This window comes from Sphingomonas adhaesiva, assembly GCF_002374855.1.
Taxonomy (GTDB): Bacteria; Pseudomonadota; Alphaproteobacteria; order Sphingomonadales; family Sphingomonadaceae; genus Sphingomonas; species Sphingomonas adhaesiva.
The window spans coordinates 424,106-445,617 of record NZ_NWVC01000002.1 but is presented as its reverse complement, the minus strand read 5'-3'; the positions used below and the strand labels follow the sequence as shown (position 1 = coordinate 445,617).

The window sequence follows — 21,512 nt, the reverse complement described above, 5'->3', positions numbered from 1 at the left end:
CGGCGACGCCTGGGCCTTTTTCGTTCCCGCCGAAAAGGGTGGGGCGGTGGTTTACACCGCTCCGCGGAACGTGTCGCACGCCGCCGGATCGCCGCTTTCCATGCCGCGGCGCAGCCATTCCTGCCGCTGTGCCGAGGTGCCGTGGGTGAAGCTGTCGGGGACGACGCGGCCCTGCGCCTCGCGCTGGAGGGTATCGTCGCCGATCGCCTGTGCTGCCCGCATCCCTTCCTCCACGTCGCCCGGTTCCAGCCGGTTGCGGTTGGCCGCCGCCCAGACGCCGGCATAGCAATCCGCCTGCAGTTCCAGCCGCACCGACAGTGCATTGCCCTCGCGCTCGCTCGACTGGCGCTGCGCCTGCTGCACGCGTTCGGACGTGCCGGTCAGGTTCTGGATATGATGGCCGAATTCGTGGGCGATCACGTAATATTGCGCGAAGTCGCCCGGCGCCTTGAAGCGGTTGGTCAGTTCGTTGAAGAAATCGGTGTCGAGGTAGATGCCCTGGTCGGTCGGGCAATAGAACGGCCCCATCGCCGACATCGCCGCGCCGCAGCCCGAACGGCCGCCGCGTTCGCCGAAGAACACCAGCTTGGGCGCGACGAACCGCTCGCCCGATTTGGCGAAGATCGCCTCCCACGTATTCTGCGCCGAGGAGAAGGCGTTGCACGCGGCGCGAGCGGCCTGGGTGTCGCACGCCTGCGCCAGCGTCTCGCCGCCGCCTTTCGGGCGCGATGCCTGCGTCGACGGGGCCAGATTGTCGCCACCGCCGACCAGCCCGCCGAGATTGCCCAGCCCGCCGAACACCGCCAGCAGCAGCAGGACGACGACGATCCCGCCGCAGCCGAACCGGCTGCCGATCATCGGCAGCAGCCCCAGCAGCAACCCGCCGCCGCCACCCCCGCCGAACCCGCCGCCGGCGCCGCCGCGCTGGTCCTCGACGTTGATGTCGTTGTCGTAATCGTCGAGGCGCATGGGATCATCCTTCGGCTGGATCGTTTCCGTCGCGGCATGAATGCGTCCGGGCGGTGCCGGGTTGCAAGCGCCGCCTGTCGCCCGGTAGGGCTGGGCGATCGGATCGGGAGAGACCAAGGCCATGTTCCTGAAGGGCAAGAGCGCGATCGTCACGGGTTCCACGTCGGGCATCGGGCTGGCGATCGCCCGCGCGCTGGCGGCGGAGGGCGCGTCGGTGATGCTGAACGGCTTCGGCGAGGCGGACGCGATCGAGACGATCCGCGCCGAACTGGCGGCGGCGAGCGGGGCGGAGGCGCTGCACGACGGTGCTGACATGACGAAGCCCGAACAGATCGCCGCGATGGTCGATCGCGCGCACGCCGCGTGGGGCGGGCCGGACATCGTGGTCAACAATGCCGGCATCCAATATGTATCCGGGATCGCCGATTTCCCGCCGGAAAAGTGGGATGCGATCCTGGCGATCAACCTGACCAGCGTGTTCCACATGATGCGCGCCGCGGTGCCGCACATGCGCGCGCGCGGCTGGGGCCGGATCGTGTCGACCGCATCGGCGCACAGCCTGGTCGCCAGCCCCAACAAATCGGCCTATGTCGCCGCCAAGCACGGGCTGGTCGGGCTGACCAAGACCGTTGCGCTGGAAACCGCGACCGACGGGATCACCGTCAACTGCATCTCCCCCGGCTATGTCTGGACCCCGCTGGTCGAAAGCCAGATCCCGGATACGATGAAGGCGCGCGGCATGACGCGCGAGCAGGTGATGAACGACGTGCTGCTGGCGGCGCAGCCGACCAAGGAATTCGTCACCCCCGAACAGATCGCCGCCTTCGCGCTGTTCCTGTGCCGCGAGGAAGCGAAGGCGATCACCGGGGCCAACCTGTCCGCCGATGGTGGCTGGACCGCGGCATGACGCGCCGCCACGCCGCGGCGATGCTGGCGATGACCGCGGCGGGACTGGCACCGGGGCTGGCGCTGGGCGGATGCGCGGGCAAGGCGCGCGGCGCGGCGGCGGCGATGCCCGCCCCCGCCGCGACCGCCGGGGCGGAAGCGTTCGCCGATACCGACTGGCGGCGTATCGCCACCCCCGCCGATCGCGAGCGGATGCGGCGATGGCGCGATGCCTGGGTCGCGGCGCTGGCGGCGGTGCCGCGCGGTTCCGCGCGGGAGGTGGCGGCGCAGGGCGTGCTGTTCGATCCCGACGCCTCGCTGCCCGGCGCGGTGCCCCCCGCCGGCGATTATCGCTGCCGCGTGTTCAAGCTGGGGCGGCGCGGCGGGACCGGCGCGGGAAGCGGCGGGCCGGGCTTTGTCGCCTATGCGTGGTTCGCGTGTCGCGTGGGGGCGCCCCGCGCCGACGGTACGGTGTCGCTGACCAAGCTGACCGGGTCACAGCGCTACGTCGGCACGCTCTATCACCATGACGGGCGGCGCGCCGCGTTCCTGGGGACGCTGGCGCTGGCGGACGAGGTGCGGACGATCGAGTATGGCCGCTCGGCGGAACGGGACATCGCCGGCTGGATCGACCGCGTCGGCACGGCGCGCTGGCGGCTGGCGATGCCCTATCCGGCGTTCGAATCCCTGCTCGACGTCATGGAACTGGTCCCCGCCGCCGGCTGAGCATTGTCGTTGGCCGGGTCGGCCGGCTTCTTGCCGGGCATCGTGCCCGGGGTCGCCTCCGGCGCATCGACGGGCAAGGCGGTATCGAGCGGCGGGTGGGCGGCGAACCACTCCTTGCCGGTCTGCTCCACCGGCTCCAGCGCGCCGGGGTTGGCCTGCGCCACCGCGCGCAGGAAGCTGCTGGGCTTCTTCATCAGCTTCGGGAAATCGACCGTTGCCAGGCCGGAGCGGCGCGCGGCCTCGCGCACGAAGGTGACGCAGTTGCGGCGGTTGAGGTTGTAGGTGGCGTCGCCGGTCTTTTCGTCCCATTCGCGGATCAGGTCGAGGATCGCGGCATATTGCGCATCGCTCAGCGTGCGGCTGAACCGCGCGTGGCTGCCCTCCATATAGCCGCGCTTGGGCCGTTCGACGCGGCCCTTCACATTGCCGAACAGCAGTGCCGGGGTGACCGACTTGGCGGTGAAGCCGTAGCTGGCGTCGACCGGCGCGCCGCCCGCATCGGGCGTGCCGCGCAGCGTGAAGAAGGCGTGCGGGAAGTAATTGCCGAAATCGCGGCTCCAGAAGGTGATCGTCACCGCCGCCTGCGCGGGCAGCGCCGTCATCAACAGGAGCAGCGCGGCGATCCCGCGCGCCAGCCGCCGCAGCGTCACGCCGCCGGCCCCGGTACCGCCACCACCGCGGCATCCTCGCGCCGTTCGGGACGGATATAGATCGACGACAGCCGCGGTTCCGCGGCGCGCAGCCGGTCTTCCAGATCCTCGATCATCCGTTCCCCTTCGCCCATCGTCAGATTGTCGTCGAAGTCGGCGCTGATCGCAACGAAGATGCTGTCCGGCGCGGTATGGATCGTGCGCACGTGGTTGACCGCGACCACCCCGGGATGCGCCGCGACGACTCCGGCGACGCGCGCGATCACTTCCGGGTCGGCACGCTCGCCGATCAGCAGCCCCTTCGACTCGCGCGCCAGGATGATCGCGACCAGCGCCAGGATCACGCCGATCGCGATCGAGGCCGCGCCGTCGATGCGCGGATCGTTCCAGTGGTGGCTGGCCCAGACGCCGACACCGGCGATCAGCAGCCCGGCAAGCGCGGCCGAATCCTCGAACAGGACGATGAAGCCGGCCGGATCCTTCGATTCGCGGATCGCGCGCCACCACGGCATGTCGCCCTTCGCCGCGGCGAATTCGCGCGCGGCGAGCGTCCACGACGTGCCTTCCAGCGCGACCGCGACGCCCAGCACGACATAATTGATGACCGGATCGAGCAGCGGTTCGGGCGTGCGGATATGCTTCCACCCTTCGTAGATCGACACGCCCGCACCGACCGCGAAGATCAGGATCGCGACGACGAACGCCCAGAAATACAGCTCGCGCCCATAGCCGAAGGGATGGGCGGCATCGGGCGCGCGTTTGGCGCGCTTCTGTCCGTACAGCAGCAGGATCTGGTTGCCGCTGTCGACCAGCGAGTGGACCCCCTCGGTCAGCATGGAGGACGAACCGGAGATGCCCGCCGCGACGAACTTGGCGACCGCGATGCCCAGATTGGCGGCAAGCGCGCCGTACAGGACGATATCCTGCCGGATGCGGGCGGCGAGCGTGGCCAGTGTCATTCTCCTTCGCGCGATCGCCGCACGACGGGCGGCGCCACGGGCAAGACGCCGAACGGTCGCCGCCGTTCCGTCGCGCTTCGGTGGATGATGATTATGTGACGGAATGGTGACATTGCCGTGACAGGCGGGCATGGCGCGCACGATGACACGTTCCGTCCCGATCGCGCTGGCGCTGGCCGCCCTGTCCGCTTGCCCGACCGCCGCCGCACAGGTGACGCATGACGCGGGCGCCTGGGTCAACGTCACCGTACAGGGCGCCAGCGCGCGGCCGCTGGCGTGGTTCGTTGAGGTGCAACCGCGGCTTCAGGACGATCTAGGGCGGCTGGATCAGGTGATCCTGCGAGGCGCGCTGGGTAAAAAGGTCGCGAAGGGGCTGACGCTGTACCAGGGCTATGCCCATGTCGCGATGCCCGTGCGCGGCGGGCGCGACCTGAACGAGGAACGGCTTTTCCAGCAAGTGAGCTGGGTGGTGCCCGGGTTGCGACGCGGTGAACTCTCCTCACGCTTCCGGCTGGAGCAGCGCTGGCGGTCCGACGGGACGGATGTGCAGCATCGCGTGCGCGAGATGGTGCGGCTCGAATATCCGCTGGGGCGCGACGACGGCATCCGCGCGTTGACGTCGATGGAGGGGTTCGTCGTCCTCAACAGCGTCGACTGGCGCCGCCGGTCGGGCTTCGACCAGCTGCGCACGTTCGTCGGCGCGGAAATTCCGGTCGGCGGCACGTCCACGGTCGAGGCCGGCTACATGAACCAGATCATCGACCAGCCCGGCGGCGCTGCGAGGGTCAATCACAACGTGTCGCTCGCGCTGTTCTGGCGGCTGTGACCTGGCGGCCGTAGCCGGGCGGATCAGGCGCCCGCGTCGGTCAGCCGCGCCAGCTGCGCATCGGCGAGCGTCAGCGTCATCGCGCCCATCAACTCCTCCAGTTGCGCGACCGACGTGGCGCTGGCGATCGGCGCGGTGACGCCGGGCTGCGCGGCGAGCCACGCCAGCGCGATCTGCGCCAGCGTCGCGCCGCTTTCCTGCGCCACGGCATCCATCGCGGCGAGCACCGCGGCGCCCTTGCCATCCAGCAGATCGGCCATCCGCCCGCCGCGTACGCTTTTGCCCAGATCCTCGCGCGAGCGATACTTGCCGGTCAGGAAGCCGGACGCGAGGCCGTAATAGGGGACGACCCCGATATTCTCGACCACGCAATAATCCTGCAACTCGCCCTCGAACTTGTGGCGGCTGACCAGATTGTATTCGGGCTGGAGCACCTGGTAATGCGGCAGCCCGGCGGCGCGCGCGGTTTCGACCGCGCTCTTCAGCCGCGCGGCGTGGAAATTGGACGCGCCCAGCACGCGGACCTTGCCGGCGGCGACCAGTGTCGCGAACGCCTCGGCCACAGCGTCCTGCGGTTGCGCGTCATCATCCTGGTGCGCGAAATAGAGGTCGATACGATCGGTGCCGAGCCGGCGCAGCGAGGCGTCGCACGCCGCGATGATCCGCGCGGGCGCCAGCTTCTCGCCGCCCTCGCCGGGCAGCATCCCCACCTTGGTGGCGATCAGCACTTGATCGCGCTTGCCGCTGGACCTCAGCCATTCGCCGATCACCGTTTCGGATTCGCCGCCCGAATGGCCGGAAACCCACGCCGAATAGACGTCGGCGGTGTCGATCATCGTGCCGCCGTGATCGACGAAGGCGTCGAGGACCGCGAAGCTGGTCGCGCGATCGGCGGTCCAGCCGAACACGTTGCCGCCCAGCACCAGCGGCGCGATGCGCAGATCGGAGGCGCCTAGGCGGCGATGCGGGATCGCGGCGGTATCGGTCATGGCTGCTGGTTTCCGTCGGCGGACACGTCCTCCAGCGCGACGCTGTTGGCGTCGAGCATGGCGGCGGCGTCGTTGAGCTGGCGATCGTCATCGGCGGTCAGGCCGGGAGTCGGATCGCCGCCGCCCGAACAGGCGGCGGCGAGCAGTGCGAGCGGCGCCGCAGCCAGCGACAGGACGGGGCGCCGCGATCGCATCACTTCTTTTCGTCGCGCAGTTCGTTGCCGGCGCGGACCATCGCATTGCCGGTGGCGTCGGCGGCGTCGTCGCCGGCATTGCGCAGCTTGTCGCCCGCGCGGTCGAGCGAGGTTTCGGCCTTGTTCAGCGCGGCGTCGGTCGCGGCATCGACATTGTCGACCGCGTTGCGCGTCGTCGCGCTGGTGTCGGCGGCGATCGCATTGGCGGCTTCGGCCGATTCGTTCTGTGCCTTCTGGCTGCACGCGGCCAGCGACAGCGCGGTCGCGGCGGCAAGGGCGATGGTAAACTCACGCTTCATCAGGTGTCCCCTCAAAGGTCATTACGCCGGCTTAACTGCCGGAGCGGGATGGCGAACGCCAGAGCGGCGGCAAAAGGTCCGTGCCGTTCTCGTTTGACGTCATATAAAGATATCTTTATATCTAATCGCATGAAACGCGCGCTCGATATCTTCCGTGCCGTCGCCGATGAGACGCGGCTGCGGATCGTCGCGCTGCTGGGCACGATGGAATTGTCGGTCGGCGAGCTGGCACAGGTGCTGGGGCAAAGCCAGCCGCGCGTGTCGCGGCACGTGAAGATCCTGTGCGACGCCGGGATCGCGGAACGGCGCAAGGAAGGCAGCTGGGTGTTCGTCGCGCTGGGCGACCCGCAGCTGGTCGCGCCGGTGATGGCGGCGCTGGAGGCGTTCGATGTCGCCCCGTCGGTCGAGGCGGACGTCGCGCGGCTGGCGGCGGTGCGCGATGATCGCGCGGCGGCGGCGGCGGCGTGGTTCGAGGCGAAGGCGGGGGAATGGGACGCGATCCGCTCGCTCCACATCGCCGAGGAGCAGGTCGAGTCGGCGATGCGCGACATCCTGTCGGACGAGCGGCTGGGCCGGCTGGTCGATATCGGCACCGGCACCGGGCGGATGATTGAGCTGTTCGCGCCCGATGCCAGCCATGCGCTGGGCATCGACAAGAGCAGCGAGATGCTGCGGCTGGCGCGTGCCAAGCTGACGCAGCGCGGGCTGGGCAATGCCGAGCTGCGCCAGGCGGACCTGTACGCGCTGCCGCTGGCGGATGCCGCGGCGGACGTGGCGATCCTGCACCATGTCCTGCATTTCGCGCAGCAGCCGGGCGCCGCGATCGTCGAGGCGGCGCGCGTGCTGGCGCCGGGCGGGCGGCTGCTGATCGCCGATTTCGCGCCGCACGACCGCGAGGAATTGCGCGCGCGCGCGTCGCACAGCCGGCTGGGCTTTGCGGACACGCAGATCGCGGCGTGGTTCGCGGCGGCGGGGCTGCGCCCGGCGCGGATCGAGACGCTGGAGGGCGGGGAACTGACGGTGAAACTGTGGCTGGGGCGCAAGGCCGCCGAGCCGGTGCGTGAGGTGAGGGCGGCATGACGATTTCGGTGAACCAGCTGGAGGAGGCGCGCCGCGCGCTCGACGCGCCGCTGTACGCGGACGTCGGCGGCGACGTGGAGGTGAGCTTCGAATTCTCCCCGCCGAAGACCGACAAGGCCGAGGAAAATCTCTGGCAATCGATCGAGACATTGTGCCCGCTGGGGCCGCGCTTCCTGTCGGTGACGTACGGCGCGGGCGGCTCGACCCGCGACCGCACCCACGCCACGGTCGCCCGGATCGCGCGCGAGACCTCGGTTCCCGCTGCCGCGCATCTGACCTGCGTCGAGGCGACGCGTGAGGAAATAGATGCGGTCGCCAGCGAATATTGGGCGGCGGGCGTCCGCCACATCGTCGCGCTGCGCGGCGATCCGCCGGCGGGCGCGGCGGATTACATCCCGCACCCGGGCGGGTATGAGAATGCAGCGGCGCTGGTCGCGGGGCTGCGGCGGCTGCATCCGTTCGAAATTTCGGTCGCGGCCTATCCCGAAATGCACCCCAATTCGCCCGATCAGGCGGCGGACCTCGACAATCTGAAGCGAAAGCTGGATGCGGGCGCGAACCGCGCGATCACGCAATTCTTTTTCGAGGCCGAAACCTTCTTCCGGTACCGCGATGCGGCGGCGGCGGCGGGGATCGATGCCGAAATCGTCCCCGGCATCATGCCGATCGGCAGCTTCGCGGGCGTTCAGCGCATGGCGGCGATGTGCAACACCGCCGTCCCCGGCTGGCTGGTGCGGCTGTTCGAGGGGCTGGACGACCACCCCGGCGCGCGCCAGCTGGTCGCCGCGACCGTTGCCGCCGAACTCTGTCGCAAGCTGTATGCGGGCGGGGTCGAGCAGCTCCACTTCTATACGATGAACAAGGCGGAGCTGAGCTTCGCGATCTGCCACCTGCTGGGGGTGCGCGCCGCGCCAGTGCAGGCGACGGCCGCGGCGGCGTGACGGAGTTTGAGAGATGACCATCCGCGACACGTTCAACGCCGAGGCGGCCAAGCGCATCCTCATCACCGACGGCGCCTTCGGCACCGAGATCCAGAACTGGAAGCTGTCGGAGGCCGATTACGCCGGCACGCTGACGCTGGGCCACGACCAGAAGGGCAATAACGACATCCTGGCGCTGACCAAGCCCGAGGTGCCGGAGGCGATCCACCGCGCCTATTTCGAGGCGGGCGCCGACATCGCCGAGACCAACACCTTCTCCGCCAACCGCATCAGCCAGGCCGATTACGGCGCCGAGGGGCTGGTGCGGGAGATCAACGTGGAAAGCGCGAAGCTGGCACGCCGCATCGCCGACGAATATCAGGCGAAGGATGGCCGCCCCCGCTTCGTCGCGGGCGCGATCGGCCCGACCAACAAGACGCTGTCGCTGTCGCCGGACGTCAACGACCCCGGCTATCGCGAGATCGATTTCGATTACCTGAAAGACGTGTACCGCGAGCAGATCGACGCGCTGGTCGAGGGCGGCGCGGACTTCGTGCTGATCGAGACGGTGTTCGACACGCTGAATGCCAAGGCCGGGATCATGGCCGCGATCGAGGCGGGCGAGGCGCTGGGCCGCGACCTGCCGATCATGCTGTCGATGACGCTGACCGACCTGTCCGGCCGCAACCTGTCGGGGCATACCGTCGAGGCGTTCTGGCACGCCGTCCGTCATGCGAAGCCGCTGACGATCGGGCTGAACTGCTCGTTCGGCGCGGAGCAATTGCGCCCGCACGTGAAGGTGCTGTCGGAACTGTGCGACACGCTCATCATGGTCTATCCCAACGCGGGGCTGCCCAACGAACTGGGCGCCTATGACGAGGCGCCGGCGACGACCGCCGGGCTGGTCGGCGAATGGGCGTTCGCGGGGCAGGTCAACGTGCTGGGCGGCTGCTGCGGATCGACGCCCGCGCATATCAGGGCGATCGCAGACCATGTGCGCGGAATGACGCCGCGCGCGGTGGCGGTGCCCCCGGTGCGCACCCGGCTGGCCGGGCTGGAGCCGTTCACGATGGCGGCGTAATTGCCCCAAGCCTCGCCCCAGCGAAAGCTGGGGCCTCCCGGTTATCAAAGCACGCCCTTGCGGCACGAGATCCCAGCTTTCGTTGGGATGACGAGGTTTCCCGAATGACCACCTCCTCCACCCAGTTCGTCAACATCGGCGAGCGCACGAACGTCACCGGCTCCGCGGCGTTCAAGAAGATGATCCTGGCCGGCGACTACACCCGCGCGATCGAGGTTGCGCGCCAGCAGGTGGAGAATGGCGCGCAGGTGGTCGACGTCAACATGGACGAGGGGCTGCTCGACGCGCACCACGCCATGACGACCTTCCTGAAGCTGATCGCCGCCGAGCCGGATATCGCACGCGTGCCGATCATGATCGACTCCTCGAAGTGGGACGTGATCGAGGCGGGGCTGAAGTGCGTATCGGGCAAGCCGATCGTCAATTCGATCAGCATGAAGGAGGGCGAGGAACAGTTCCTGGCCCATGCGCGCAAGTGCATGAACTATGGCGCGGCGGTCGTCGTCATGGCCTTCGACGAGGTCGGCCAGGCCGATACCAAGGCGCGCAAGGTCGAGATCTGCGAGCGCGCGTACAAGCTGCTGACCGGTATCGGCTTCCCGCCGGAGGACATCATCTTCGACCCCAATGTCTTCGCGGTGGCGACGGGGATCGAGGAGCACAACAACTACGGCGTCGACTTCATCGAGGCGTGCCGCGAGATCAAGGCGCGTTGCCCGCACGTCCATATCTCCGGCGGACTGTCGAACCTGTCGTTCAGCTTCCGCGGGAACGAGCCGGTGCGCCGCGCGATGCATTCGGTGTTCCTGTACCACGCCATCCCGGCGGGGATGGACATGGGCATCGTCAACGCCGGGCAGCTCGACGTCTATGACGCGATCGACCCCGCACTGCGCGAGGCGTGCGAGGACGTCATCCTCAACCGCGATCCGGAGGCGGGCGACCGGCTGGTCGCGCTGGCGGAGAAGTTCCGCGGCACCGACGCGGCGGCGGAGAAGCAGGCCGCCGAATGGCGCTCGCTGGAGGTGACCAAGCGGCTGGAATATGCGCTGGTCAAGGGCATCGACGCGCATGTCGTCGAGGATACCGAGGAATGCCGCCAGATGTACGCCCGCCCGATCGAGGTGATCGAAGGGCCGCTGATGGATGGGATGAACGTCGTCGGCGACCTGTTCGGGTCGGGCAAGATGTTCCTGCCGCAGGTCGTGAAGTCGGCGCGCGTGATGAAGAAGGCGGTCGCGCACCTGATGCCGTTCATCGAGGCGGCGAAGGAACCCGGCGCGAAGGGCAAGGGCAAGGTCGTGATGGCGACCGTCAAGGGCGACGTCCACGATATCGGCAAGAACATCGTCGGCGTCGTGCTCCAGTGCAACGGCTTCGAGGTGATCGACCTGGGCGTGATGGTGCCGTGGCCGAAGATCCTGGAAGCCGCGAACGAGAATGACGCCGACATGATCGGCCTGTCCGGCCTCATCACCCCGTCGCTGGACGAGATGGTGACGGTGGCCGAGGAGATGCAGCGCGCCGACATGCACATGCCGCTGCTGATCGGCGGCGCGACGACGTCGAAGGTGCACACCGCGCTGCGCATCGCCCCGGCCTATACCGGGCCGGTCGTCCACGTACTGGACGCCAGCCGCGCGGTCGGCGTGGCGACGACATTGGTCAGCGATACGATCCGCGACGATTATGTCGCCGGGGTCGCGGCGGATTATCAGGCGGTGCGCGACGCGCGCGAGGGCAAGGGGCAGAATGCGCTGCTGCCGCTGGACGAGGCGCGCCGCCGCGGCTTCCCCGCCGACATGGCGCTGAAGGCGCCGGCGCCGGCGCGGCCCGGCGTGCATGTGTTCGACGACTGGGATCTAGCGCAGCTGCGCGACTATATCGACTGGACCCCGTTCTTCCGTGCGTGGGAACTGGCGGGCAATTTTCCCGCGATCCTGGAGGACACGGTGGTCGGGGAAAGCGCCTCGTCGCTCTATGCCGATGCGCAGGCGATGCTCGACCGGATCGTCGCGGAAAAGTGGCTGACCGCGCGCGGCGTCGCCGGGCTGTGGCCGTGCCATCGCCATGACGACGATATCTGGGTCCACGACCGCCACAGCGCCGACCACCGCTCGCCCGATGGCGCGGCGGTGCCGGAAGGGTTCGCGGTTCCCGACCTGGACCGCAGCAACGAACATTCCACGCGCCTGCCGTTCCTGCGCCAGCAGATCGCCAAGCGCGAGGGGCGGGCGAACATGTGCCTGGCCGATTTCGTCGACCCGGCGGGCGACTGGATCGGCGGCTTCGCGGTCGGCATCCACGGCATCGAGCCGCATCTGGAACGCTATCGCGCCGACAATGACGATTACAGCGACATCCTGCTGAAGGCACTGGCGGATCGGCTGGCGGAGGCGTTCGCGGAGGCGCTGCACGCGCACGTGCGCACGACCCTGTGGGGCTATGCCCCCGACGAGCAGCTGACCAACGAGGCGCTGATCCGCGAGCAATATCGCGGCATCCGCCCGGCGCCGGGCTATCCGGCGTGTCCCGAACATTCGCTGAAGGGGCGATTGTTCGAGATGCTGGGCGCGCAGCGGAATGCCGGGCTGGAGCTGACCGAGAGTTTCGCGATGCTGCCGACCGCGGCGGTCAGCGGGTTCTACTTCGGCCATGCGCAGGCCGAATATTTCGGCGTCGCGCGCATCGGGGAGGATCAGCTGGCGGACTATGCGCAGCGGCTGGGCGTCGATCGCGAGCGTGCGACGCGGCTGCTGCGCCCGAACCTGGACTGATCGCGCCTCAGCGCGCGATCAGCATCGCCGTTTCCACCGCCGCGGCCACCGCACACCAACTGGCGAGCGTCAGCGCCGCCATGATGCCGATACGTTGCAGGGGCGTGTACAGCCGGATCATCATCCTCGTCCTTCTCGTCCTCCCGGTCATATGAAGCCGGGATGACGCGAAGGATTGCAGAATGGTGACAAGCGAAAAAGCCAGCGCCCCTGTCCCATGTCGAGACAAATTCATGTGGCAGTGATCGCCACCGTCGATCACCGGGCCGCGCAGGGGGGGCGTTCCCCGAGCCGGACGATGCCGCCAGGCACGCTATGCCGTTGACGCCCGGGCCATTTCGATCAGCGCCCTGAACGCGGCCGACGGGTTTCGGCGGGTGGGATAATAGAGGCACAGCGGCGAAAGCGGCGGCGTCCAGTCTTCCAGCAAGCGGACGAGGTGGCCCGCCCGGATGTCGTCGCGGACATCCGCTTCCATGAAATAGCCGACCCCGACATGATCGAGGACGGCGATGCGCGACAGGCTCGATTCGTCGAGCGTGATCGGGCCGGCGACGTCGATCGACACCGATTCGCCGCCCTTCTCGAAATGCCATCGATGTAGCGCGCCGTTGGGCAACCGGATGCGAAGGCACGCATGGCCCATGAGGTCGGGCGGCGTGCGAGGCGTGCCGTTGGCCGCGAGATAGGCAGGCGATGCGACCACGGCAAAGCTTCGGGGGGGACTCACGGGAATGGCGATCATGTCGGTCGGCACCATGTTCGCGGATCGCAGGCCGAGATCGAACCCCTCGGCAACGATGTCCACGATCCGCTCCTCGGTGACGAGGTCGATGTGGACCTGCGGATAGCGTCGCAGGAACGTCAGTAGCAACGGTGCCAGGATCTCCCGGCCGCCCGACGCGAAGGCGTTGATCCGCAACGTCCCCGAGGGCGTTTCCTGCTGCGACCGGGCAGCGCCCATCGCGTCGTGCAGCGTGCGGACCGCCGGGCCGACCTGCTCCACGAAATGGCGCCCCGCATCGGTCAGCGATACGCTGCGCGTGGTTCGGTTGAACAGGCGCACGCCAAGCTGTCCTTCCAGCTTGGCGATGGCATGGCTCAGCGCGGTGGCGGACAGCCCCAGTTCGAGTGCGGCGGCACGAAACGACCCGTGCCGCGCGATCGCCAAGACCGCGTCGAACTCGACCAATCCGTTCTTCGCCATTGTCCCGCCTTTCGCAACAGCGCATGCCGGTTTGGCCCGATTATCGCAAGCATCGCGCCGCGCTAGATACGCTCCCTCACCGCAAGGAGCACAGCAATGTCGATACCGCTGCCCACGCCCATCGCCAATTATGTCGCTGCCAACGCGCGGCTCGACGCCGACGCCATGCTCAGCGCATTCGCCGCCGATGCGGTGTTCCTCGATAACGGAAAACGGTTCGAGGGCCGCGACCAGATCCGGGCGCTGTTCGAAAAGGAGGTGATCCCCGCGAAAGCCGTCTTCACGCCCGACGTGATCCGCCGCGAAGGCGCTGCGGTCGTGGTCGAGGGGCCTGCGCAGGGCGATTTCCCCGGCAGCCCGCTTCGCTTCACCTATCGGTTCCTGCTCGACGGCGATGCGGTGAAGGCAGTGGAGGTGACGATATGACGCCCGGCGTCGACCCGACCGAATTCGCGGGAAAACGCGTCCTCGTCAGCGGCGGGACCAAGGGGCTGGGCCGTGCGACCGTCGAGCGCTTTCTTGCCGGGGGCGCCCGGGTCATCACCGCCGCGCGCGGCGCGGTCGCGGCGGTCGAGGGCGTCGAGTTCATCCCGGCCGATCTGACGACCGCCGACGGCAGCAGGGCATTGGTGGACGCCGCGCTCGACCGGTTCGACGGCGTCGACATCCTGGCGCACGTGATCGGCGGCTCGTCCTCCCCGGCGGGCGGGTTCGCCGCGCTCACCGACGAACACTGGCTTTCGGAGCTGAACCTCAACCTGCTCGCGGCCGTGCGGCTTGATCGCCTGCTGCTGCCGACGATGATCGCGCAGGGCGCGGGGGCGGTGATACACGTCACCTCGATCCAGTCGGTCCTGCCGCTGCCGGAATCGACCACCGCCTATGCCGCGGCGAAGGCCGCACTGAGGACGTACAGCAAATCGCTGTCCAATGAGCTGGGGCCACGGGGGGTGCGCGTCAACACCGTGTCCCCCGGCTGGATCATGACCGGATCGGCCGGAGATTTCCTGCGACGGCTGCAGGCGGCGAACGGCGGAACCATCGAGGATGCCCGTCAGTCGGTGCTCGACGCACTGGGCGGCATTCCGATCGGGCGCGGCGCCGAACCGCAAGAGGTCGCCGACCTGATCGCCTATCTGGCCGCGGATCGTGCCGCGGCGATCCATGGTGCCGAGTTCGTCATCGACGGTGGCACGATCCGCACCGTCTAGGTACGCACGTAACGGAAGTACCACACCTCATGCCCCTGCCGCCGCGCCTTGCGTTCGTAGCGGGTTTCCGGCCAGTCGGCGGGGCGGGTCAGGAAGTCGGCGGGGGTGGCGGCGGTCCAGGTGAAGTCGCGGCGCTGGTTCATCACCATCATCGACCAGCGGCAATAGGTGGGATCGTCGGTGCCCAGCCGGAATTCCGCGCCGGGTTTCAGCTTGGCAGCGATCAGGTCGAGCGGGCCGTGGTTCATCATCCGGCGCTTGGCATGGCGCGCCTTCGGCCAGGGATCGGGATGAAGCAGGTAGACGCGATCGAGCGAGGCGTCGGGCAGCCGCTCCACCACCTCCAGCGCGTCGCCCATGTGGATGCGGACATTGTCCAGCCCGCCGTCGCGGACATGCCCCAGCGCGCCGACGACACCGTTCAGGAACGGCTCGCACCCGATGAAGCCGGTGTCGGGCGCGGCGGCAGCCTGCCCGGCGAGATGCTCGCCCGCACCGAAGCCGATTTCGACATGCAGCGGGCGCGCGTCGCCGAACAGCCGCTCGGCTGTCAGCGGGCCGTCCTCGGGAACCGCGATGCGCGGCAGCAATTCCTCGACCAGCGCGGCCTGACCGGCGCGCAACGCATGGCCCTGGCGCCGGCCGTACAGGCGGCGGATCGTGATGGGATCGTTCATGCAGCGCCCCCTAACGCGGTCCGCCGCGAAACGGAACGCAGGACGCGGCGCCTTCATGGCGGTGGAGCGAAACCCGCGGCCGCCCGTTCGGCACGCGATGGAAAGCGATACCCCCGCCGCCGATGTGGATGACCTGAAGGCGGCGGACGCGCGCGACGTCCATCGCGCGGTGCGCGAGGAGGGCGAGGAGCAACTGGTGCGGCCGGCCGCGTCGCTGCTGTGGTCGGCGTTCGCGGCCGGCTTCGCGATCAACGCCTCGTTGCTGGCGGAGGGGGCGTTGCACGTCGCGGTACCGGAGAGTGCGGCGAAGACGCTGCTGGTGACGCTGGGCTACCCGATCGGCTTCGTGATCGTGATCCTGGGGCGGATGCAGTTCTTCACCGAAAGCACGGTGACCGCGATGCTGCCACTGATGGCGCGCCCGTCGCTGCCGGCGCTGCGCCGGACGTTGCGGCTGTGGGCGCTGGTGCTGGTCGCCAACTTGGCGGGCACCGCGACCGCGACGCTGGCACTGTCGGAGGCCGGGCTGGTCGATGCGGGGCTGCGCGATGCGATGGTGGCGGTTTCGGCGCGCGTGCTGGCGCATGACGGCTGGGCGACGTTCCTGACGGCGATTCCGGCGGGCTTCCTGATCGCGGGGGTGGCGTGGGTGTTGCCGAATGCGCGTGAGCAGGCGTTCTTCGTGATCTACGCGATCACCTTCACCGTGGGCGTCGCGGGCCTCAGCCATTCGGTGGTCGGATCGGCGGAGGCGTTCCTGCTGCTGTGGGACGGTCAGGTCGGCGTCGGCCGCGCACTGGGGCTGCTGATCGCGCCGGCGGTGGCGGGCAATCTGGTGGGCGGCGCTGGGCTGTTCGCGCTGCTGGCGCACGGGCAGGTACGCGGCGAGATGATGGAAGGCAGGCAGTGATGGGCGGCAAGGCAAAGAAGAAGGCGCAGCGGCTGGCGAAGGCGGAGCATCGCGCGGAACGGCCGTTGCTGGCGCTCGCGACGACGCCGCTGATCCGCATGCTGTCCCCCGCGGCGAAGGCGGCGGACGAGCCGCAGCTGCTGGCGCTGGGCATCGGCACCTTCGCGCTCGGCACCGTCCTGCGCCGGCCGACGATGGCGCGCAGCGGGGCACGGATGGTGGCCAGCCATCTCGTCGCGACCGGCCTCAAGACCGCGCTGAAGGCCGCCGTCGACCGCCCGCGCCCGACCGCCGCGGCGAAAAGCGGCACGACGCTGCGCAAGGGGCATGGCACCGCCGATACCGCGCGCAATGCCTTTCCCTCCGGCCATACCGCCGGCGCGGTCGCGGTGGCGCAGGCCGCCGCGCACGCGGCGCCCGGCATCGCCACCCCCGCGCGGCTGGCGGCGGGGGCGGCGGGCGCGTTGCAGGTGCCGCGCGGCGCGCATTACCTGACCGACGTCGCGGCGGGCGCGGCGATCGGCTGGCTGTCGGAGCGACTGGCCGGCTGGGCGGTCGGGACTGCCGAACGCTATGTCGCCAAACGCGCGGTGCGCGCGGACGACAAAGCGGCGCTGGCGGAGGTGGAGGCACACCCCAGCTAAGGCGCGTTCATCCCGCCGTGAACGTCATCCCCGCGCTGGCGATCAGACGTTCGCGCAGCTTCGCGCCCATCAGCGCGCCCGGCGTCCAGATGCCGCCCGCGCCCTCCACATCGCGGATCAGGCACAGCGCGCTTTCGGCCAGCATCTTCGACGTGCAGCCGTAGCCCGGATCCTTGTCGCCGGTGACGACCGCGTCGATGCGCGTGTTGTCGGGCATCAGCCCGGCGAACAATATGTCGAAATGGCCCGCGTCGCGCTCCTCCTTTGACGGGCCTTCGCCGGGCTTCGGCCCCTTGTCGCCAGCCAGCGGATTGATCTTCGCCAGTGCCTCGGCCGCGGCCTTGCCCATGTCGCCCAGCCCGGCGACGACCATCTCGTCATAGACGATATCGCCCCATGGCTGCCCCAGCAGGAAGTTGGTGCGGTGGACGTTCTTCGTATTGATTGCCGCCATGATGAACGGCGCGACCCACGCCTGGATCGTCGGATCATATTCGGGCAGCATCCCGGCGGGCTGCGCGGGGCCGGCATGGCCGGGCGCCAGCGCGAACGGATCGGTCAGCAGCATCGCCAGCGACGGCTTGCGCGCGATCGCCGCCAGCGTCGCCTTCAGGCTGGCGGCGGTGCCGCCGGAAAAGCTGCCCTTCATCTGGCGGACGCGGCACTTGATGCGCGGCACCGGCTGGCCGAACCGTTCCTTTGCCGCTTCCTGCAGCGTCAGCACGCCCAGGTCGAAGGGGATCGAATCGAACCCGCACGAAAACACGATCCGCGCGCCGGTGCGCCTGGCCTCTTCGTGGTGGCGGTCGATCATCTCGCGCATCCACCCCGGCTCGCCGCACAGATCGACATAGGCGGCGCCGGTCGCCGCACAGGCCGCGACCAGGTCGCTGCCGTACAATTGGTACGGGCCGACCGTCGTGATGACCACCTGCGTCCGCTCGCACATGGCGCGCAGCGAGGCGGGATCGTCGGCATTGGCGGTGATGAGCGGGACATCGGCGGGCACGCCCATGTCGTCGCGCACCTCCTGCAGCTTGGTTAGCGACCGACCCGCCATCGCCCACTTGACGCCGCTGGGGTAGGTGAGCGCCAGATATTCGGCCACCAGCCGCCCGGTGAAGCCCGATGCGCCATAAACGATGACGTCGAATTCGCTGGCCATGTTCGCTCTCCTCGATGTGGCTTTCCCGCGATTGTGCGGGAGCCGCGGCGGGGAGGCAAGCGCGGCGGCCTGCGCGTCAGGCCGCTTCGCTGAATTGCAGGCTGGCGAGCCGCGCGTACAGGCCGCCCTGCTGGATCAGCGCGGCGTGGGTGCCTTCCTCCACGATGCGGCCCGCGTCCATCACCGCGATCCGCTGCGCCGCGCGGACGGTGGCGAGGCGGTGTGCGATGACGATCGTGGTGCGCCCCGCCATCAGCCGCTCGAGCGCGCCCTGCACCAGCCGCTCGCTTTCGGCGTCCAGCGCGCTGGTCGCCTCGTCCAGCAGCAGGATCGGGGCGTCGCGCAGCAGCGCGCGCGCGATCGCGACCCGCTGGCGCTGCCCGCCCGACAGCCGCGCGCCGCCCTCGCCCAGGAAGGTATCCAGCCCGTCGGGCAGCGCGCGCAGGAAATCGGCGGCATTGGCGGCCTCCGCCGCGGCCCAGATCGCCGCGTCGTCGGCATCCCAGCGGCCGTAGCGCAGATTGTCGCGCGCGCTGGTGCCGAAGATCACGGTTTCCTGCGGCACCATCGCGATCCGCGCGCGCACCGCAGCCGGATCGGCATCGCGCAGGTCGACGCCGTCGACCATCACGCGCCCGGCGGCCGGCCGGTAGAAATGCTGGATCAGCTGGAACAGCGTCGACTTGCCCGCGCCCGACGGGCCGACCACCGCCAGCGTCTCGCCCGGCGATACGGTCAGCGAAAAGTCGTGGAGCGCGGCGACGTCGGGCCGGGTGGGGTAGCGGAATTCGACATGGTCGAAATCGATCTGCCCCTGCGGCGGCTGCGGCAGCGCGACCGGCTGCGCGGGCGCGGCGATCGTCGGCCGCTCCTGCAACAGTTCGGACAGGCGCCCGGCCGCGCCCGCGCCGCGCAGCAGGTCGCCATACACCTCGGTCAGCGCGCCGAACGCGCCCGCGACGATCCCGCCGGTCAGCACGAAGGCGGCGATCGACCCGCCCGACAGCCGCCCGGCGGCGACGTCGATCGCGCCTTCCCACAGGACCAGCGTGATCGACCCGAAGATGAGGCCGATGACGATCGCGGTCATCACCGCGCGCAGCGCGATGCGCCGCCGCGCCGCCGCCATCGTCGCCTCCACCGCATCGCCGAAACGCGCGCTCTCCCGCGCCTCCTGTCCGAAGGCCTGAACGATCTTCATCGCGCCCAGCGTTTCGGTCACGATCGATCCGACGTCGGCGATCCGGTCCTGCGAGGTGCGCGAATGGCTGCGCACGCGCTTGCCCAGCAGCGCGATCGGAGCGATGATCAGCGGGATACCCAGCAGCAGCATCCCCGCCAGCTTGGGCGAGATCGCGAACAGGTAGATCAGCCCGCCGACCCCGGTGACGCTGTTGCGCAGCGCGATCGACACGGTGCTGCCGACCACCGTTTCGATCTGCGCGGTGTCCGCGGTCAGCCGCGAGGCGATTTCCGACGGGCGGTTCTCCTCGTAGAAACTGGGGCTGAGCGTCATCAGGTGGCGCTGCACGCTGGTGCGGATGTCGGCCACCACGCGCTCGCCCAGCCACGACACGAAGTAGAATCGCACCGCCGTGCCCAGCGCCAGCACCACCACGATCACCAGCATGAAGTGGAAGGTCGCCGACACCGCCGATGGATCGGCACCGCCGCTGATGAAACCGCGGTCGATCACGCGGTTGAAGCTGTACGGGATGCCCAGCGTCGCCACCGACGTCACCAGCAGCGCCAGCCCCGCCGCCGCGATCTGCGCCGGATAGCGGCGGGCATGGTGCCAGATCATTGACAGGTTGCCGATGCGGCGGGACGGGACGACGTCGGTACTGGTGGCCATGACCGCGCGTGTAGCAGCAGGTGGGGGCGCCGCTCAACGCGCCTTGCGGCGCACCTGTGCCCAGGGTGTCACGGCGGGACCGCGATCGTCGCCGGCGCGTTCATATTGCATTGCAGCAATTGCGTTTTGACGTACAACCGATCGCACCCATATCGATGGGGGAAGGATTTTCGTTCGATGCTGTACGACGCTTACGAATTCCAGCGGTCGTGGTTCGCCTCGGCCAGCGCGATGGCGACGTTCGGCGCCAACTGGCTGAAGAGCCAGCCGTCGCTGAACTACCTGGGCGGCGGGCCGCTGATGGCGTCCGCGCTGGAGGTGTTCGCCCACGCCGCCGCGTCGCGCGGCAAGCCCGCATTCGGCTTCACGGAGACGGTCGTCGATGGCCGCACCGTGGCGGTGCAGGAGGAAATCGTCGTGCAACGGCCGTTCGGCCAGCTCAAGCGGTTCGTCCGCGACGGCGTGGAGGGCGGACCGAAGCTGCTGATCGTCGCGCCGATGTCGGGCCATTTCGCGACGCTGCTGCGCGGCACGGTGGAACGGATGCTGCCGGTCGCCGACGTCTACATCACCGACTGGCGCGATGCGAAGCTGGTGCCGACCAGCGACGGGCGCTTCGATCTGGACGACTATATCGACTATCTGGTCGCCTTCATGGAAGCGATCGGCCCGAACGAGGGGCAGGGGGGCGCGCACATGCTGGCGGTGTGCCAGCCGTCGGTGCCGTGCCTGGCGGCGGTCGCGCTGATGAGCGCGGATCGCCATCCGTGCCGTCCGCGCACGCTGACGATGATGGGCGGCCCGATCGACACGCGCGAGGCGCCGACCGCGGTCAACACGCTGGCGACCGAGCGGCCGTTCGCCTGGTTCGAACAGAATGTCATCGCCACCGTGCCGCTGCTGTATCCGGGCGCGGGACGGAAGGTGTATCCGGGCTTCCTGCAGCTGACCGGGTTCATGACCATGAACCTGGGCAACCACATGATGAGCCATTACGAGCTGTTCAAGCATCTGGTCAGCGGCGATGGCGACAGCGCGGACGCGACCAAGGCGTTCTATGACGAATATCGTTCGGTCTGCGATATGACCGCCGAATTCTACCTCCAGACGATCGACGTGGTTTTCCAGAACCATTCGCTGCCCAAGGGCGAGATGACCCATCGCGGTCGCCCGGTGGACCTGTCGGCGATCACCGACGTCGCGCTGCTGGCGATCGAGGGCGAGCGTGACGATATCTCCGGGCTGGGCCAGACCAAAGCGGCGCTGACCCTAGCGACCAGCCTGCCGGAGGAGAAGAAGCGCTATTACATGGCCGAGGGCGTCGGCCATTACGGCATCTTCAACGGATCGAAATGGCGCAACCGCATCGCGCCGGTGGTCGAGGAATGGATGGCCGCGAACGGTTGAGGCTTCGCCCTCGTTCTCCTGCCTGCGCGGGGGCACGGAAGCGATAAAAAAGGGCCGCCCGGTCAGGGGCGGCCCTTTTCG

The 21,512-nt window shown here is 69.0% G+C and carries 22 protein-coding genes; 12 read left to right on the top strand and 10 right to left on the bottom strand.

Annotated elements, in window-relative coordinates; genetic code table 11:
* Positions 1 to 51 precede the first annotated feature (51 nt).
* A complete protein-coding gene (ypfJ, locus tag COA07_RS06635; protein WP_066711099.1) occupies positions 52 to 969 on the bottom strand; it encodes a KPN_02809 family neutral zinc metallopeptidase in 918 nt (305 codons plus the stop codon).
* Positions 970 to 1,090: 121 nt separating this feature from the next.
* Here ypfJ and COA07_RS06630 point away from each other — a divergent pair, with 121 nt between their 5' ends.
* Together COA07_RS06630 and COA07_RS06625 are read left to right on the top strand one after the other, a co-directional pair.
* Complete coding sequence (locus COA07_RS06630) at positions 1,091 to 1,876, top strand: 3-hydroxybutyrate dehydrogenase (RefSeq protein WP_066711093.1); 786 nt, start codon at positions 1,091 to 1,093, stop codon at positions 1,874 to 1,876.
* Positions 1,873 to 2,580, top strand: a complete 708-nt coding sequence (locus COA07_RS06625) for a DUF4893 domain-containing protein (protein ID WP_245842043.1) — start codon at positions 1,873 to 1,875, stop codon at positions 2,578 to 2,580. The genes COA07_RS06630 and COA07_RS06625 overlap by 4 nt, the downstream gene beginning before the upstream one ends.
* Here the strand turns inward: COA07_RS06625 and COA07_RS06620 are convergent.
* Positions 2,523 to 3,230, bottom strand: coding sequence for a hypothetical protein (locus tag COA07_RS06620; protein WP_245842042.1), 708 nt, complete (start codon positions 3,228 to 3,230; stop codon positions 2,523 to 2,525). The genes COA07_RS06625 and COA07_RS06620 overlap by 58 nt on opposite strands.
* Positions 3,227 to 4,189: a cation diffusion facilitator family transporter gene (locus tag COA07_RS06615; RefSeq protein WP_066709786.1), complete on the bottom strand. Its 963-nt coding sequence runs from the start codon at positions 4,187 to 4,189 to the stop codon at positions 3,227 to 3,229. Before COA07_RS06615 ends, COA07_RS06620 begins: the two co-directional genes overlap by 4 nt.
* A gap of 142 nt (positions 4,190 to 4,331) precedes the next feature.
* Here COA07_RS06615 and COA07_RS06610 point away from each other — a divergent pair, with 142 nt between their 5' ends.
* Entirely contained in the window at positions 4,332 to 5,015 is a 684-nt protein-coding gene (locus tag COA07_RS06610) for a DUF2490 domain-containing protein (RefSeq protein ID WP_066709796.1), read from the top strand.
* 23 nt (positions 5,016 to 5,038) lie between these two features.
* Here the strand turns inward: COA07_RS06610 and COA07_RS06605 are convergent, their stop codons facing one another.
* From COA07_RS06605 to COA07_RS06595, 3 genes are read right to left on the bottom strand one after another with little or no spacing between them, the layout of a single operon-like run.
* Positions 5,039 to 6,004 (bottom strand): aldo/keto reductase, encoded by a 966-nt coding sequence (locus COA07_RS06605; RefSeq protein ID WP_066709783.1) that lies wholly within the window; start codon positions 6,002 to 6,004, stop codon positions 5,039 to 5,041.
* A complete protein-coding gene (locus COA07_RS06600) occupies positions 6,001 to 6,198 on the bottom strand; it encodes a hypothetical protein (protein WP_066709794.1) in 198 nt (65 codons plus the stop codon). The genes COA07_RS06605 and COA07_RS06600 overlap by 4 nt, the downstream gene beginning before the upstream one ends.
* Complete coding sequence (locus COA07_RS06595) at positions 6,198 to 6,497, bottom strand: hypothetical protein (RefSeq protein WP_066709780.1); 300 nt, start codon at positions 6,495 to 6,497, stop codon at positions 6,198 to 6,200. The genes COA07_RS06600 and COA07_RS06595 overlap by 1 nt, the downstream gene beginning before the upstream one ends.
* 129 nt (positions 6,498 to 6,626) lie before the next feature.
* Here COA07_RS06595 and COA07_RS06590 point away from each other — a divergent pair, with 129 nt between their 5' ends.
* The 4 genes from COA07_RS06590 (at position 6,627) to metH (ending at position 12,355) form a co-directional block, all read left to right on the top strand.
* The gene (locus COA07_RS06590) at positions 6,627 to 7,577 is read left to right on the top strand and encodes an ArsR/SmtB family transcription factor (RefSeq protein ID WP_066709778.1); all 951 of its coding nucleotides are present in this window, start codon (positions 6,627 to 6,629) and stop codon (positions 7,575 to 7,577) included.
* Positions 7,574 to 8,518 carry a methylenetetrahydrofolate reductase [NAD(P)H] gene (gene metF / locus COA07_RS06585; RefSeq protein ID WP_066709775.1) on the top strand — a complete coding sequence of 315 codons (945 nt, stop codon included), beginning with the start codon at positions 7,574 to 7,576 and terminating at the stop codon, positions 8,516 to 8,518. The genes COA07_RS06590 and metF overlap by 4 nt, the downstream gene beginning before the upstream one ends.
* A gap of 13 nt (positions 8,519 to 8,531) precedes the next feature.
* Positions 8,532 to 9,578, top strand: coding sequence for a homocysteine S-methyltransferase family protein (locus tag COA07_RS06580; RefSeq protein ID WP_066709772.1), 1,047 nt, complete (start codon positions 8,532 to 8,534; stop codon positions 9,576 to 9,578).
* A 104-nt stretch (positions 9,579 to 9,682) separates the two neighbouring features.
* On the top strand, positions 9,683 to 12,355 hold the full coding sequence (gene metH, locus COA07_RS06575) for a methionine synthase (protein WP_066709770.1): 2,673 nt from the start codon (positions 9,683 to 9,685) through the stop codon (positions 12,353 to 12,355).
* Positions 12,356 to 12,668: 313 nt separating this feature from the next.
* Here metH and COA07_RS06570 read toward each other — a convergent pair whose 3' ends face one another.
* Entirely contained in the window at positions 12,669 to 13,562 is an 894-nt protein-coding gene (locus COA07_RS06570) for a LysR family transcriptional regulator (protein ID WP_066709767.1), read from the bottom strand.
* A 96-nt stretch (positions 13,563 to 13,658) separates the two neighbouring features.
* Here COA07_RS06570 and COA07_RS06565 point away from each other — a divergent pair, with 96 nt between their 5' ends.
* The gene (locus COA07_RS06565) at positions 13,659 to 13,988 is read left to right on the top strand and encodes a nuclear transport factor 2 family protein (RefSeq protein WP_066709765.1); all 330 of its coding nucleotides are present in this window, start codon (positions 13,659 to 13,661) and stop codon (positions 13,986 to 13,988) included.
* Complete coding sequence (locus tag COA07_RS06560; RefSeq protein ID WP_066709762.1) at positions 13,985 to 14,773, top strand: SDR family oxidoreductase; 789 nt, start codon at positions 13,985 to 13,987, stop codon at positions 14,771 to 14,773. Before COA07_RS06565 ends, COA07_RS06560 begins: the two co-directional genes overlap by 4 nt.
* On the opposite strand, the gene trmB is transcribed toward COA07_RS06560, so the two are convergent.
* Positions 14,770 to 15,450, bottom strand: coding sequence for a tRNA (guanosine(46)-N7)-methyltransferase TrmB (trmB, locus tag COA07_RS06555; protein WP_066709759.1), 681 nt, complete (start codon positions 15,448 to 15,450; stop codon positions 14,770 to 14,772). The two genes, COA07_RS06560 and trmB, sit on opposite strands and share 4 nt — an antisense overlap.
* A 97-nt stretch (positions 15,451 to 15,547) precedes the next feature.
* Between trmB and COA07_RS06550 the strand changes: the two genes are divergently transcribed.
* Both COA07_RS06550 and COA07_RS06545 read left to right on the top strand, forming a co-directional pair.
* Positions 15,548 to 16,360 (top strand): formate/nitrite transporter family protein, encoded by an 813-nt coding sequence (locus COA07_RS06550; RefSeq protein ID WP_066709756.1) that lies wholly within the window; start codon positions 15,548 to 15,550, stop codon positions 16,358 to 16,360.
* Positions 16,360 to 17,004, top strand: a complete 645-nt coding sequence (locus COA07_RS06545; RefSeq protein ID WP_096640647.1) for a phosphatase PAP2 family protein — start codon at positions 16,360 to 16,362, stop codon at positions 17,002 to 17,004. The genes COA07_RS06550 and COA07_RS06545 overlap by 1 nt, the downstream gene beginning before the upstream one ends.
* A 7-nt stretch (positions 17,005 to 17,011) precedes the next feature.
* Here the strand turns inward: COA07_RS06545 and COA07_RS06540 are convergent, their stop codons facing one another.
* Positions 17,012 to 18,169: a saccharopine dehydrogenase family protein gene (locus COA07_RS06540; protein ID WP_066713761.1), complete on the bottom strand. Its 1,158-nt coding sequence runs from the start codon at positions 18,167 to 18,169 to the stop codon at positions 17,012 to 17,014.
* A 76-nt stretch (positions 18,170 to 18,245) separates the two neighbouring features.
* Positions 18,246 to 20,024, bottom strand: a complete 1,779-nt coding sequence (locus COA07_RS06535) for an ABC transporter transmembrane domain-containing protein (RefSeq protein ID WP_096640645.1) — start codon at positions 20,022 to 20,024, stop codon at positions 18,246 to 18,248.
* Positions 20,025 to 20,201: 177 nt separating this feature from the next.
* On the opposite strand from COA07_RS06535, the gene COA07_RS06530 reads away from it, so the two are divergent.
* Positions 20,202 to 21,431 carry a polyhydroxyalkanoate depolymerase gene (locus COA07_RS06530; RefSeq protein ID WP_066710049.1) on the top strand — a complete coding sequence of 410 codons (1,230 nt, stop codon included), beginning with the start codon at positions 20,202 to 20,204 and terminating at the stop codon, positions 21,429 to 21,431.
* Positions 21,432 to 21,512: the final 81 nt, after the last annotated feature.

Coding starts and splice junctions, on each gene's coding strand:
- COA07_RS06570 (WP_066709767.1), bottom strand. CDS start 13,562: ATGGCGAAGAACGGATTGGTCGAGTTCGACGCGGTCTTGGCGATCGCG.
- COA07_RS06565 (WP_066709765.1), top strand. CDS start 13,659: ATGTCGATACCGCTGCCCACGCCCATCGCCAATTATGTCGCTGCCAAC.
- COA07_RS06540 (WP_066713761.1), bottom strand. CDS start 18,169: ATGGCCAGCGAATTCGACGTCATCGTTTATGGCGCATCGGGCTTCACC.
- COA07_RS06545 (WP_096640647.1), top strand. CDS start 16,360: ATGGGCGGCAAGGCAAAGAAGAAGGCGCAGCGGCTGGCGAAGGCGGAG.
- COA07_RS06595 (WP_066709780.1), bottom strand. CDS start 6,497: ATGAAGCGTGAGTTTACCATCGCCCTTGCCGCCGCGACCGCGCTGTCG.
- COA07_RS06605 (WP_066709783.1), bottom strand. CDS start 6,004: ATGACCGATACCGCCGCGATCCCGCATCGCCGCCTAGGCGCCTCCGAT.
- COA07_RS06615 (WP_066709786.1), bottom strand. CDS start 4,189: ATGACACTGGCCACGCTCGCCGCCCGCATCCGGCAGGATATCGTCCTG.
- COA07_RS06590 (WP_066709778.1), top strand. CDS start 6,627: ATGAAACGCGCGCTCGATATCTTCCGTGCCGTCGCCGATGAGACGCGG.
- trmB (WP_066709759.1), bottom strand. CDS start 15,450: ATGAACGATCCCATCACGATCCGCCGCCTGTACGGCCGGCGCCAGGGC.
- COA07_RS06610 (WP_066709796.1), top strand. CDS start 4,332: ATGACACGTTCCGTCCCGATCGCGCTGGCGCTGGCCGCCCTGTCCGCT.
- COA07_RS06560 (WP_066709762.1), top strand. CDS start 13,985: ATGACGCCCGGCGTCGACCCGACCGAATTCGCGGGAAAACGCGTCCTC.
- COA07_RS06550 (WP_066709756.1), top strand. CDS start 15,548: ATGGAAAGCGATACCCCCGCCGCCGATGTGGATGACCTGAAGGCGGCG.
- COA07_RS06600 (WP_066709794.1), bottom strand. CDS start 6,198: ATGCGATCGCGGCGCCCCGTCCTGTCGCTGGCTGCGGCGCCGCTCGCA.
- COA07_RS06625 (WP_245842043.1), top strand. CDS start 1,873: ATGACGCGCCGCCACGCCGCGGCGATGCTGGCGATGACCGCGGCGGGA.
- COA07_RS06580 (WP_066709772.1), top strand. CDS start 8,532: ATGACCATCCGCGACACGTTCAACGCCGAGGCGGCCAAGCGCATCCTC.
- ypfJ (WP_066711099.1), bottom strand. CDS start 969: ATGCGCCTCGACGATTACGACAACGACATCAACGTCGAGGACCAGCGC.
- COA07_RS06630 (WP_066711093.1), top strand. CDS start 1,091: ATGTTCCTGAAGGGCAAGAGCGCGATCGTCACGGGTTCCACGTCGGGC.
- COA07_RS06530 (WP_066710049.1), top strand. CDS start 20,202: ATGCTGTACGACGCTTACGAATTCCAGCGGTCGTGGTTCGCCTCGGCC.
- metF (WP_066709775.1), top strand. CDS start 7,574: ATGACGATTTCGGTGAACCAGCTGGAGGAGGCGCGCCGCGCGCTCGAC.
- COA07_RS06535 (WP_096640645.1), bottom strand. CDS start 20,024: ATGGCCACCAGTACCGACGTCGTCCCGTCCCGCCGCATCGGCAACCTG.
- metH (WP_066709770.1), top strand. CDS start 9,683: ATGACCACCTCCTCCACCCAGTTCGTCAACATCGGCGAGCGCACGAAC.